Annotated in this window: 7 protein-coding genes; 1 reads left to right on the forward strand and 6 read right to left on the reverse strand. The window is 70.1% G+C overall.

Annotated features, from left to right (window positions below; all coding sequences use genetic code 11):
- The first annotated feature begins 6 nt into the window (after positions 1–6).
- The gene (locus WMF46_RS44550; RefSeq protein WP_437982781.1) at positions 7–5,643 is read left to right on the forward strand and encodes an nSTAND1 domain-containing NTPase; all 5,637 of its coding nucleotides are present in this window, start codon (positions 7–9) and stop codon (positions 5,641–5,643) included.
- Positions 5,644–5,827: 184 nt separating this feature from the next.
- On the opposite strand, the gene ycaC is transcribed toward WMF46_RS44550, so the two are convergent.
- The 6 genes from ycaC to WMF46_RS44580 all read right to left on the reverse strand — a co-directional run bounded on the left by ycaC (position 5,828) and on the right by WMF46_RS44580 (position 12,882).
- The gene (ycaC, locus tag WMF46_RS44555; protein ID WP_437982782.1) at positions 5,828–6,451 is read right to left on the reverse strand and encodes an isochorismate family cysteine hydrolase YcaC; all 624 of its coding nucleotides are present in this window, start codon (positions 6,449–6,451) and stop codon (positions 5,828–5,830) included.
- Between the two features lie 69 nt (positions 6,452–6,520).
- The gene (locus WMF46_RS44560) at positions 6,521–7,447 is read right to left on the reverse strand and encodes a pirin family protein (RefSeq protein ID WP_437982783.1); all 927 of its coding nucleotides are present in this window, start codon (positions 7,445–7,447) and stop codon (positions 6,521–6,523) included.
- Between the two features lie 98 nt (positions 7,448–7,545).
- Positions 7,546–8,454 carry a LysR family transcriptional regulator gene (locus tag WMF46_RS44565; RefSeq protein ID WP_437982784.1) on the reverse strand — a complete coding sequence of 303 codons (909 nt, stop codon included), beginning with the start codon at positions 8,452–8,454 and terminating at the stop codon, positions 7,546–7,548.
- A gap of 67 nt (positions 8,455–8,521) precedes the next feature.
- Positions 8,522–10,921, reverse strand: a complete 2,400-nt coding sequence (locus WMF46_RS44570; protein ID WP_437982785.1) for a glycosyltransferase — start codon at positions 10,919–10,921, stop codon at positions 8,522–8,524.
- 15 nt (positions 10,922–10,936) lie between these two features.
- On the reverse strand, positions 10,937–11,884 hold the full coding sequence (locus WMF46_RS44575) for a glycosyltransferase family protein (protein WP_437975283.1): 948 nt from the start codon (positions 11,882–11,884) through the stop codon (positions 10,937–10,939).
- A gap of 29 nt (positions 11,885–11,913) precedes the next feature.
- Positions 11,914–12,882 (reverse strand): hypothetical protein, encoded by a 969-nt coding sequence (locus WMF46_RS44580; RefSeq protein WP_437982786.1) that lies wholly within the window; start codon positions 12,880–12,882, stop codon positions 11,914–11,916.
- Between the last annotated feature and the right edge of the window lie 130 nt (positions 12,883–13,012).

Genomic DNA, 13,012 nt, shown 5'->3' on the forward strand with positions numbered 1-13,012 from the left:
ACAGTGTTGCAGGACCGCTACGAGCTCGTTGCTTTGCTCCGGGAGACCAGCCTCGTTGTGACGTACAAAGGGCGGCAGATCGACGGCGGCCGGCCGATCGTCCTCAAGCTCGTTCGCCTGGTCCCGTACGGAGGCTCCGCGGACATGGTGCGTCGCTACGGCACGCGCTTTTTGCGGGAGATGCACGTCTGCGCGCGTCTCCAGCATCCCAGCATCGCTCGGCCCATCGACTTCGGGCGGGCGGACGAAGGGCATCTGTACGCCGTCTTCGAGTTTGTGCCTGGGCAGAGCCTGGCCGAGCTGTTGCTGGAGCGAGGCGCGCTTGATCCGCCGGAGGCGCGGCAGCTGATGCTCCGGGTCCTCGACGCGCTCGACTGCGCGCACAGGCAGGGCATCGTTCACGGGGATCTTCGGCCGACCCACGTGATGGTGGTGTCCGCGGGGGCGCCGGGTGACGCGCTGGTGCTCGACTTCGGCTTCAACGCGGTCGCAGCGAGAGCGCGCGCGGCCAATGACGGCGCGCTCGCCCGGAGCAGCGAGGAGCTCCGGGGCTGGCAGGACTACGCGGCTCCGGAGCAGCTCCGAGGCTTCCCGCCGACAGGGCGCTCGGACCTGTTCGCCTGGGGCCTCGTGTTCCTTGAGTGTCTTACCGGCCGACGTAGCGGCCCCGGCGACTCGCCAGGTACAGGGATTGTTCTCCGGGATGGCCGCGAGCTGGCGCGGTTTCCTGATGCATTGCTCGACCACCCGCTCGGCGCGATCCTGAGGCGCGCCACGGTTGAGGATATGGCAAGGCGAGAGGTCACGGCCGACGGCCTCTTGCGCGAACTCGACACCTGCGAAGTGGATGGGTTGCGCAGGGAAGACCTGATCAACTCAGGCGCGCCGAGCGGCGCAGGGGTGAGGGGAGAGGAGGGCCGAGGCGTGCAGCAAGAGGGCAATTCGGGCGTCGGGCCTCCGGAGCCGCAGCACCCGAGGTGCTCAGGCTCGGCTGCATTTTCCATCGAAGATCCAGCACACACCTTCATGGTGACCCGCACCACTCTCGTCGACCCGATGGCCGACGATCCAGCGCCTGGCGCCAGGACCGGTCCCCTGAAGGCCACGGCCGCGACGGTGGAGTCCATCGTGGATGCGGTGCCCGTGGCTGTCGGCAGCAGGATCAAGCATTATGAAATCATCCGCAAGCTGGGCCAAGGCGGTATGGGCGTCGTGTTCCTCGCTCGCGACACCAGGCTTGGCCGCCTGGTCGCAATCAAGGTACTTCTCAAGCTCAGCGGGGGCGGGATCAAGCGATTTCTCGCCGAGGCGCGAGCTACGGCGCGCTGCCGGCACGAGGGCATCGTGGTCATCCACGAGGTGGATGAGATTCTGGGATTTCCCTACATTGTGCTGGAGTACGTCAAGGGACCCACCCTACGCGAGTGGATGAAGCAGCGCCGGCACCCCAGCACGCCCGATCTGTCCGGTGTCCACACGTCGCTCGCTCCAATGCCGCCTGCTGGCGTGGCCGAGCTCACGATACCTGTTGTTCGCGCGCTGGTCTGTGCGCACGAGCTCGGGATCGTGCACCGCGATCTCAAGCCGGAAAACATCCTCCTGGATGACACCGGATGCATCAAGGTGTTGGATTTCGGCATCGCCAAGCAAATCGACCCCAGAACCGTGGCGACGATCACAGAGGAGCAGGCGGTGCCGGCCCGACGCGGACGTCAGCCTCGGCAGACTTCGATCCTCGGTACGCCTCAGTACATGTCACCCGAGCAGCTCCTGGGTGGGGACGTCGATCATCGCACCGACCTCTGGGCCGTGGGTATCATCCTGCACGAGCTCCTCACAGGGAAGCACCCGCTAGACCCATTTTCGCTCGCACGGCTCGCGGACATTGTGAACTTCGATGTTCCCATGCCCAGCGTGAGAGAGAGCCACCCGGAGATGGGCGCGCTGCTCGACCGTTGCTTGAAAAAGCGCAGGAACGAGCGGATCGGCTCGGCAAAGGAGCTGCTCGCTGAGCTGGAGGCGCTCCTGCCGAGCCGAAGGGCGCTCGCGCTCGGTGAGAACGAGAGCCCGTTCGCCGGCCTGTTCGCCTTCCAGGAGGCGGACGCCGCGCGCTTCTTCGGCCGTGATCGCGATATCGCGGCGATGATGGCGCGCCTGCGCAATCAGCAGCTCGTGGCCGTCGCCGGGCCCTCCGGCGCTGGCAAATCGTCATTCGTGCGCGCGGGCGTGATTCCTGCGTTGAAGCGCTGCGGGGACAGCTGGGAAGCGTTCACACTGCGACCAGGCCGCCGCCCGCTGTCCGCGCTCGCCGACGTGCTCGTACAGGCCGGCGACACGGCGAACGCAGTGGACGAGCCCGAGCTCGACCACGATCGGCTCGCCGCCACGATGTGCAGCCAGCCGGGCTATCTGGGCGCGGCGCTGCGCGCGCGCTGTCGTCGCGAGGGGCTGAGGCATCGCGTCCTGCTCTTCGTCGATCAGTTCGAGGAGCTCTACACGCTCGGCGCCGCGCCCGAGGACCGGGCCGCGTTCGTCGCCTGTCTGGAAGGGGCCGCCGACGATGCCTCGTCGCCCGTGCGCGTCCTGCTCGCGATCCGCTCGGACTTCCTCGATCGCATGGCCGAGGACCGCCAGTTCATCAAGGACTTGACCCGCGGGCTCTGGTTCCTTCCACCGATGGGGCGCGAGGGGCTGCGCGACGCCTTGACGCGGCCGCTCGAGGCCGCCGGGTATCGCTTCGAGAAGGTGGAGATGGTCGAGGACATGCTCCGCTCGCTGGAGAGCACGCCGAGCCCCTTGCCGCTCTTGCAGTTTGCAGCCACGAAGCTGTGGGAGGCGCGGGAGCACGAGAGCCGGCTCCTCACGCAGGATAGCTACCATCGGCTCGGTGGCGTACCCGGTGCCCTGTCCGCCCATGCGGATGCGGTGTTCGCGGCGCTGCCGGTGCGCGAGCAGCGGCTGGCTCGGGCGGTGTTCTTGCGCCTGGTCACGCCCGAGCGCACGCGCGCGCTGGTGAGCCTGGACGAGCTCTGCGAGCTCGTGCAGGACAGCGAAGGCAATGCCTCCAAGGCGATCGCGGCGGTGGTCCAGCACCTGGCCGACGCGCGGCTTCTGCTCATCGAGACCGGCGGGGAGCGCGAGGGCACGACCGTGGAGCTGGTCCACGAATCCTTGATCAACCGATGGGGGAAGCTCGGGCAGTGGCTCGCCGATAGCCAGCAAGACGCACGGGTGCTGGCCCGGTTGCGGGCCGCGGCCGATCAGTGGGAGACAAACGGGCAAGCGGAGGGGCTGCTCTGGCGTGGTCGTGCGGCGGAGGACGCCCGAGCGTGGTACGAGCGGCGCCGCGCTGCGCAGGGCGCCGACTGGCGCATCGGGATCGGCAAGCGGGAAGAGCGATATCTCCTGGCCGTCGTGGCGCTCTGCGAGCGCGCGCGCCGCCTGCGCTGGCGGCTCGCGACGGGCGCGCTCACCGCGCTCGCCGTGATCGCGGTCATGATCTCGTACCTGGCCGTTCGCGCCGAGCAACAGGCCACGCGCGCCGATCAGGAAGCGGATCATGCGCGGGCCGAGGCGCTGCAAGCGCGCAACGCCACCCGGATGGCCACAGCACGTGAGCTGCAGGCCGATCCCACGAGCGTGCTCGCGATCTTGCGCGAGCTCGAGCCGCCCGACATGCCGCGAGAGTGGGCCGTCCTCGCACACTGGGCGTTACACAGCCGGATCGCTCGCGTGGTACTCATCCATGCGGATGCGGTCCTGTTCGCGGGCTTCAGCCCCGACGGCAAGCGCATTGTCACGGGGTCGTATGACAAGACCGTGCGGGTGTGGAACGCCGACGGCTCGGGCGAGCCCCTGGTCCTTCGCGGTCACGAGGATCCGGTCCAGTCGGCCGCGTTCAGCCCCGACGGCAAGCGCATTGTCACCGGGTCGCAGGACAAGACCGTGCGGGTGTGGAACGCTGACGGCTCGGGCGAGCCCCTGGTCCTTCGCGGTCACGAGGATCGGGTCTATTCGGCCGCGTTCAGCCCCGATGGCAAGCGCATCGTCACCGGGTCATGGGACAAGACCGCGCGGGTGTGGAACGCCGACGGCTCGGGCGAACCCCTGGTTCTTCGCGGTCACGAGGGTTGGCTCCAGTCGGTGGCGTTCAGCCCCGATGGCAAGCGCATCGTCACGGGGTCGGCTGACAAGACCGTGCGGGTGTGGAACGCCGACGGCTCGAGCGAGCCGCTGGTCCTTCGCGGTCACGAGGGTCGGGTCTCTTCGGCAGCGTTCAGCCCCGATGGCAAGCGCATCGTCACCGGGTCATGGGACAAGACCGCTCGGGTGTGGAACGCCGACGGCTCGGGCAAACCCTTGGTTCTTCGCGGTCACGAGGATTGGGTCCAGTCGGCAGCGTTCAGCCCCGATGGCAAGCGCATCGTCACCGGGTCATGGGACAAGACCGCTCGGGTGTGGAACGCCGACGGCTCGGGCGAGCCCCTCGTCCTTGGTGGCCACGAGGATACCGTCTTTTCGGCGGTGTTCGATGAACACGGCAAGCGCGTTGTCACCGGGTCGCATGACAAGACGGCGCGGGTGTGGAACACCGACGGCTCGGACGAGCCCCTGGTCCTTCGTAGCCACAAGGCGTTGGTCTGGGGGGTGGCGTTCAGCCCTGACGGCGGGCGCATTGTCTCCGCGTCCGAGGACAAGACGGCGCGGGTGTGGAACACCGACGGCTCGGGCGAGCCCCTGGTTCTTCGCGGTCACCAAGGTGGGGTCTATTCTGCGGCGTTCAGCCCTGACGGCAGGCGCATCGTCTCGGCGTCGGACGACGCGACCGCGCGGGTGTGGAACGCCGACGGAAAAGGCAAGCCCTTGGTTCTTCGTGGTCACGAGGGTTGGGTTTATTCTGCGGCGTTCAGCCCTGACAGCAGGCGCATTGTCTCCGGGTCGCAGGACAAGACGGCGCGGGTGTGGAACGCCGACGGAACAGGTGAGCCCTTGGTCCTTCGTGGTCACGACGAGCGGGTCTACTCGGTGGCGTTCAGCCCCGATGGCAGGCGCGTTGTCACCGGGTCGCAGGACAAGACGGCGCGGGTGTGGAACGCCGACGGAACAGGTGAGCCCTTGGTCCTTCGTGGTCACGGCGATCGGGTCTACTCGGTGGCGTTCAGCCCCGATGGCAAGCGCATCGTCACCGGCTCATGGGACAAGACGGCGCGGGTGTGGAACGCCGACGGAACAGGGGAGCCCTTGGTCCTCCGTGGTCACAAGCACTGGATCATAGCAGCCGCGTTCAGCCCCGATGGCAAGCGCATCGTCACCGGGTCGCAGGACCGGACCATGCGGGTGTGGAACGCCGACGGAGCAGGCGAGCCGCTCATCCTGCTCGGCGCCAATTCCGCGATCAACGGCGTGGCGTTCAGCGCCGATGGCGGGCGCATCGTCAGCGCGTCGGACGACGCAGGCGTACGCGTGTGGACCGATCTCGAGCCGCTCCGTGGCGTCGACGATCCCAAGCTGTGGACGGCGACCACCTATTGCATGCCCATCGAGGCGAGGACCGAGCTCCTTCGAATGCCCGAAGCCATGGCGCGCGCAGGTCGGGAAGCATGCCTGCGTCACGTCGAGGAGACACGCGCGGCTGCCCTGTGATCCCCGCCGGACCGGAGTCGACTGGTTCCAGGTCTCTCATGAGACGATGATGTACGTGCGAACCACGTCCCCAGCGACCGGCACGGCCTGGCCACGTAGCCATGTATACGGAGCGGCGGTGCGCGCGCAGCTGATCCCTCGATTCATTCCCGGGGGGCGAGGAGGCGGCGAGCCGCCGCCGCCGTCACTTCTTCGTCAGCGCGTTGTAGCTGGTGATGAGGTTGCGATAGTCGGGGATGTGGCTCGAGAACAGCGTCGCCAGTCCCTCGATGTCGTTGCGCCAGTCGCGGTGCAGCTCGCAGGCGACGCCGAACCACGTCATGAGCTGCGCCCCGGCTTGCGACATGCGATCCCAGGCGGAGTGCCGGGTGATCTCGTTGAACGTCCCGGACGCGTCCGTGACGACGAAGACCTGAAAGCCCTCCTCGATCGCCGACAGCGCGGGGAAGGCCACGCAGACCTCGGTCACGACGCCCGCGATGATGAGCTGCTGCTTGCCCGTGGCCTTGACGGCCTTGACGAAGTCCTCGTTGTCCCACGCGTTGATGTTGCCGGGGCGCGCGATGTACGGCGCGTCCGGGAACTGCTCCTTCAGCTCCGGCATGAGCGGGCCATTGGGGCCGGACTCGAAGCTGGTCGTGAGGATCGTCGGCAGCTTGAAGTACCTCGCTAGATCGGAGAGCGCGAGCACGTTGTTCTTGAACGTGTCCGGCTGGATGTCGCGCACGAGCGACAAAAGTCCCGCCTGATGATCGACCAGCAACACGGCGGCGTTGTTCCTGTCGAGTCGAACGTACGGCTTGGTCATGGGCTGTCTCCTCTTCTCTCGTCGTGGGTGATGCGTCTGTGTGGCTCGACGCCCGAGCATGGACGTCGTTCAATCGTCCAGGTGGCCGAACTTGCCGCTCGCGAAGTCGGCGAAGGCCTGCTGGATCTCTTGCGCGCTGTTCATGACGAACGGGCCGTACTGGACGATGGGCTCGTCGATCGGCTCGCCGCTCAGGACGAGCAGGTGGGCCTCCGATCCGGCCTCGATCAGCAAGCGCTCGCCGGCGTTCTCGAACACCGCGAGGTCGTGCGCCGCGGCATGCGCTCCGTTGACTGCAATGTCGCCTTTCATGACGAGCAGGCCCAGGTTATGGCGCGCCGGGAAGGTGAGCTCGACCCTGCCTCGCGCGTTCAAGCGGACGTCGAAGATATCGATCTTCGTGAAGGTCTGCGCGGGGCCCTTCACGCCCTGGTATTCGCCTGCGACGACCCGGACGGAGCCCGCATCCTCGGGGAGCGTCACGATGCCCATCCGATCGCTGGTGATGCTTTGATACCGAGGCGGCGACATCTTGTGCGCCTTGGGCAGATTCACCCAGAGCTGCGCCATCTGGAACGGGCCGCCGCGGCGCGCGTAGCTCTCTTCGTGGTACTCCTTGTGAAGGACCCCGGACGCCGCCGTCATCCATTGCACGTCGCCCGGACCGATCACGCCGCCGCCGCCCGCGCTGTCGTGGTGCGCGACGCTCCCTTGCCAGGCGAGCGTGACCGTCTCGAAGCCTCGGTGGGGATGCACGCCGACGCCCCGCGGCCTCGCCGCCGGCGAGTACTCGTACGTCGGGTGATAATCCAGCAACAGGAACGGATTCAGCTTTTGCGCAGCCTCCGGAATCGCCGAAAAGAACCCCGCGACCCGGAAGCCGTCGCCCACCCAGTGCAGGCCAGGGGCCCGGTAGATTCCCTCGATCGTTCGGAGCTCGGGCCGCGCTGCTCGGGTGGCGCTCGTCCGCGTCTGCATCGTATTCGTGGTGGTCATGGCTGTGTTCTCCTGACACGAGGAGGAATAGACATGCCGAGCCCGTAGAACAATGCGCAACAACTGGAAGAACTGTTCCGAAATTTGGAACAATTCTGTCACATGCTGGCGACCACGCTCGGCGTGGTGGACAACACGAGGCGCTGGCGGAGCAGGTCGAGGAACGCTACCACCTTCGGCGAGAGGTGCCGTGTGCTCGGATAGAGCGCGAACACGGGCACTTCGGGCGCCGACCAGGACGCGAGCACCGGCATGAGCCGTCCCGCGGCGAGGTCTTCCGCGCACAGGTACTCCGGCAGGAGGGCTACGCCGAAACCCGCGCGGGCGACCGAGCGAAGCATCTCGTAGTCGTTGACGACGAGCCGCGGGTGAACCGTGATCTCGGCGATCTTGGGCCCCGACCTGAGCTCCCAGGAGCTTCCCTCCGGCGCGAACACGATGCACGGGTGGCCGGCGAGCTCGGCAATGTCCTTCGGCTCGCCGAGCGCCCTCTTGACCTCGGGCGCAGCGACCAGACGGCGCCGCACGGCTCCGAGACGCCGGGCGACGAGGCTCGTGTCCGGCGTGGTGCCGGCCCGCAGCGCGAGGTCGAAGCGCTCCTCGACGACGTCGACCTTGCGGTCGGTGCAGACAAGGTCGACCTGGACGTCGGGGAAGAGACGCAGGTATTCGGCGAAGATCGGCCCGAGCACGGAGAACGCGAGCGGGGCCGTCACCCGCATGAGCCCACGGGGCGTCGACTGGAGCTGCGAGACCGCGAGCTCTGCCTCCTCGAGCGCGGCGACGATGCGAACGCAGTGCTCGTAGTAGACGCGACCGACGTCCGTGAGGCTCAAGGTTCGCGTGGTCCGCTGGAGCAGCCGCGCGCCGACGCGCGACTCGAGATCGGAGATCTTCCGGCTCACGGTCGACTTCGGCATCCCGACGGCGGTCGCCGCCGCCGTGAAGCTGCCTCCCTGAACGACCCTCGTGAAGAGGACGATTTCGTCGAGAGCGACGCTGGGCAAGCGAGGGTCCATGGGTGGGACAATTTACGCAAGAAGCGCGAATTGTGCCAAGGCAGCGCTGGGAGGCTCACACGCCGACGCGCTCGACGCGCACCCGCACGTCGGCGGCCGCCAGCGCCGCATCGCCGCCCGCCGTCCCTGCGCCGCGCTCCACCGAGCCGCCCGCGATCTCCGCGATGAGCAGCGGCCCCGTCGCCTTCACGATGCGGCGGGCCTGGTCCAGCACGCGCGCCCTCTCTTCCTCCGTCGCGCCGGCGAGGACACCGCTGAGGATGACCCCGCAGGCGCGGTTCGCCGGCAGCGCGGCGAGCCCGGCGACGGTCGTCGCGCGGGCCGCGAGGCCGCACACCTGCGCCACGTCGCGCGCGAGCAGCTCGGCCGCCTCGCCGACCACGACGACGCCGCCGTAGAGACCGCGCAAGGCGGGGGCGGCGACCGCCCTCACGCCGCGCACGAGCCGCGCGCGCGCCTCGATCGCGCCGGGCGAGCAGTCCGGCAGGCGCTCCGCCGCCGGCGCGTCCGGGGCAGCCGCCATGACGGCCGGCGAGAGCGCCGCCCGGATCGCGGCGAGCCGCGCCCGCCACCACTGCGCGCCATGCCCGATCTCCCGGGCGCGGCGCTCGCGCTCTTCCCGCCCTCGATGGACGTGGACATGAAACGCCTCCGTGGCGGCCTTCTGCGGCTGGCGCAGGGCGCGAACGCTCGTGAGCAGGCGCATCTCGATGAGGTCCGCGCGGCGCACGCCCTCCAGCAGATCGACGAAGGCTCCCTTCTCGGCGCCGCCGCCGATGAACCACTCGTCGAAGCCGCCGAGCGCATCGACGAGGCCTCGCCAGACGATGGGCAGCCCGTCGCGCACATCGCAGAGCGGCTCGGAGCCCGGGGCGCCGGGGCGGGGCCGATCGCCGTCGGCGCCGGGCACGCCGCCGTCGAGCGGCGTGGCCGAGAGGAGCGGGGCGAGCCCCTCGACCGCACCCGAGGCCGCCCAGGCGGCCGAGCGCTCGATCCACGCGGCCGGCGGCAATGCGACGCGGGCCAGCGCCGGCGTGAACACGGCCGGCACGCCGCGCGCGAGCGCCGCGTCGTGCTCCGAGAGCGCGTGCTCGATCGCCTCGGGCGGGAGCAGGACATCGGCGTCCAGAAACCAGATCAACGGCGCCCGGGCGGCGCGGAAGCCCGCGTTCCTGGCATGGCTGCAGTGCGGGAACTGCCCGCGCGGGCGCGGGCTGTCGACGATCTCGACCCGGAAGGGGTGAGAGCCCGGCTCCGCCGCGGCGCGGATGGCGCCGCCCGGGTCGCCGCCGTCGCACACAACCACGACCTCGAAGGACGACGGGGCGGCGGTCTGCGCGCGCAGCGCGAGCACGGCGCGCCGCAGGAGGGGCGCGGTCGACGCCTGGCACGGGATCACGAGGGCGATGCGCGCTGGAGCGGCGCTCGTCGCGCGAGCCTCCGCAGCCGGGCCGGGCGCGCCGGCCGCGTCGCCCGCGGCGCCGCCTCCGACGGCCGCGTCGCCCGCGGACGCGCCGCTTCCGCCCGCACCCGCCGCGGAGCCGCCCCTCAGCGCCGGCCGCTCGCCGAGCACCTCCCACAAGCTGGCGAGGCACCGCTCGCGCTCGCTCAGGTACGCGTCCCGCGCCGCTTCCTGGATGCGCCGGAGATCCGCCTCCGTGAACGCCATGCAGCGCTCGACCGCATCGCGCACGTCCTCCGGAGCCACCGCGTGGGTGCGCACGAGGCCCTGCGCGCCGTGCGGCGCGGCCGGCATGCGCAGCGCACAGCCGCCGATCTCGCTCATCGCCTCGGTGTCGGGCACGAGGACCGCGGCGCCGACCGACAGGCCCTCATGGAGCGCGTGGCCCCAGCCCTCGTAACGAGACGGACAGAGGTGGAATCGAGACGCGTTCTGATAGAAGCGAAGCCGCCGCTCGTCGACGCGCCCCGCGAACTCGACGTTCCGCGGCCTGAGCGGCCAGCCGAGCGAGGATACGACCGTCAGCGGATACGGGATGCGGTGGCGCTCCCAGGCCAGAAGCACGGAGTCCGTGCCCTTCGCGTCGGAGCCGCCAGGGACGTGCAGGAAGCGCCGCGCCCGAGGCACGGCCGGGTCCCAGCGGTCCTCCGAGAAGAAGCCGACGTGGCGGGCCCGCGGCGTGAGCGGGGCGAAGTGCGACAGCGCGTCCCGGGTCTTGCACAGGACGAGCTCGAAATCGTCGAGCGCGGACCGGGCCTCCGGCCGCCACCACTCGGCGTTCGGGATCAGCCAGCGGCGCGGCGCGCCCTCGGCGAGGCGCGGCTCGTAGACCTCGAGGAAGATGACGAGGTCGGCGCCCCCCACGCCTTCGGAACGCTGGAAGTGAACCCCGGTGACCCGGTGCCCCCAGCTCTCCAGGAGGCTGCCGAGAAGACGGTAGTCGCGCTCGAGCCCCTTGCCGTTGTCGATGTTGGTGACGATGTGGATCTGCATCGGAAGCAGCCAGGGTCACACCCAGCCCCTCAGCCCCGCGTGGTGCTCGCCGAGGATGCCGAGCATCTGGCGCACGCGGTGCACATACGTGAAGCTCGCCTTGACGCGCGCGTGCCCGGCCCGCCGGATCGCCTCGCGCTCGTCGTCGTGCTTCACATAATAATCGATGAGGCGCCGCAGGGCCGCGAAATCGCCGAATGGATAGAAGACCACGTGCTCGCGATCCCGGAACTCCTCCTCCAGGCCGAAGATGTAGGGGTGGATCATGAAGCCTCCCCGGCCGAGCGTCTCGTAGATGCGATCGGACCAGTAATGCGGGTGATCGAAGCCGACACACAGGCTGTCGCCCACGACGATCTTCGAGGAGGCGTACAGGCGGTTGAGGGCGTCGCCGCGCACGCAGCTCTCCGGTGAGCCGTGCTTCACGAAGCGGCGGCCGTACGTCTCCGACAGGAAATCCACGAGACGCCTCCGATAAGGCCACTCCGGATGATAATCGTACGAGCCCACGAAGCAGACGTCGGCCGCGACGCCGGGGTCGACCTCCGCGAGATAACACTCGGCGCCGTACACGCCGGGCTTGAGGTAATGGTGGCGTATCCCCTGCGCCCGGAAGAACGCCTCGCTCCCGCCGTCGGGCGTGAACACGTGCTGCGTGCGCCAGAAGGGGTCGAGCCGGAGATCGCGGCCACGCGAGAGGCCGGCGTACAGGTCGAGGTGGTACGAGGCCGTCGGGATGGGCAGCTGGGTGATCCAGCGCAGCGCGTCGCCGCGCAGGCCCCAGGTGCGGGTGTAGAGCAGCAGATCGACGTCGCGCGCCATGCCGTCGAGCTCGCCCAGGGTGAACGCGTTCTCCTGGGCCTGGACGACCTCGACGCCGAGCGCTCGCAGGCTCTCGCCGACGTGGTTCTCGGTCGAGAACGACGGGCCGAAATTGCCGATGTACAGGATGCGACGGCGCATGGGCGAGGGGGCCACGACGGCGGCGCCCGTCAGGGACGCGGGTCCAGCGGCCACGTGGCCACGAGCGCGCGTGCGTCGGGCGTGCGCGCCTTCGAGAGCACCGCGACCGTCACGGTGCGATCCGTGACCAGCACGCACGGCGCCGAGAACGTCGCTGGATCGGCGCCGCCAGCGTCCACGGGGAGCACGCGGAACGCGGCGCCCGGGGCCGGCCGGTGCGCGACGAGGAGATGGGCGGCGGACGTCGCGACGATCACGAGCCCGCCGCCCGCGCGGTCGGCGTCGATCTCGAAGACGCGGCGGTCGCCGAACGGCGCGTCCTCGGCGCCGGCAGCGCCGTACGCCGCATCGCGGGCCGAGACGCTCACGGTGCCGGGCAGCGCGGCGCCGCGCGAGGCGCCGGGGGCGACGCGCTTGCACACCGCCGTGGGGCCCGGCGACCCGGCGAGGACCACGACATCGATGCACTCGCCGATCGGGTGGTCCACCGGGGCGCCGCCGGCCGCCGCGGCCTCCAGCACGACCGCCGTCGCGTTGTCGACAACGGCGGACACGGCGCCCGGGGCGCCGGGGGAGGGCGCGGGGAGCGAGCCGGCGCCCGCGCCGCGCACGAACCGAGGCCCGCTGAAGCTCGCGAACGGCCGGTGCGCCGTGAGGGAGGTACGGACACCGGAGGCGCCGTCGAGCCGGACCAGCGCGTTCACCGCGCCGCCCGCGACCTCCACCACGAACGACAGCGCGCCGCCGTCCGCCGCCGCGTCCCAGCGGGGCAGCGCGGGCAAGAGCTGCGGGATCGTGGCGACGGCGCCCGACGGACCGCGGCCCGCGAGCGGCAAGGCCCAGACGTCGGTGCGGTGCGGCGGGGCCGCGCTGTGCGTCGACGACGCGAGCAGCACGGGCGCCCCGTCGAGCGCGACGAGGCGCAAGGCGTCCGCGAGCGGGGCGTCGGGCAGCGCGGCGGGAGAGAGCGCGAGAGACGGAGGGGGCGTTTCGTTCATGGGCGCAGATCCGGGGGCGGGGCGACACGCGGCGGCGGCGAGACAGACGAGGAGCGCGGGCGTGGGAGGCCCGCGGCGCGGCCTCCTGGGGGCGCTGGTCGAGCGGGGCGCGGCGGTCGAGAGGGGCGAG

The organism is Sorangium sp. So ce117 (assembly GCF_051524395.1).
GTDB classification, from domain to species: Bacteria; Myxococcota_A; Polyangia; order Polyangiales; family Polyangiaceae; genus Sorangium; species Sorangium cellulosum_B.

Bases quoted from the DNA above. Each gene is read 5' to 3' on its own strand.
- WMF46_RS44580 (WP_437982786.1), bottom strand. From the start codon at position 12,882: ATGAACGAAACGCCCCCTCCGTCTCTCGCGCTCTCTCCCGCCGCGCTG.
- WMF46_RS44560 (WP_437982783.1), bottom strand. From the start codon at position 7,447: ATGACCACCACGAATACGATGCAGACGCGGACGAGCGCCACCCGAGCA.
- ycaC (WP_437982782.1), bottom strand. From the start codon at position 6,451: ATGACCAAGCCGTACGTTCGACTCGACAGGAACAACGCCGCCGTGTTG.
- WMF46_RS44575 (WP_437975283.1), bottom strand. From the start codon at position 11,884: ATGCGCCGTCGCATCCTGTACATCGGCAATTTCGGCCCGTCGTTCTCG.
- WMF46_RS44570 (WP_437982785.1), bottom strand. From the start codon at position 10,921: ATGCAGATCCACATCGTCACCAACATCGACAACGGCAAGGGGCTCGAG.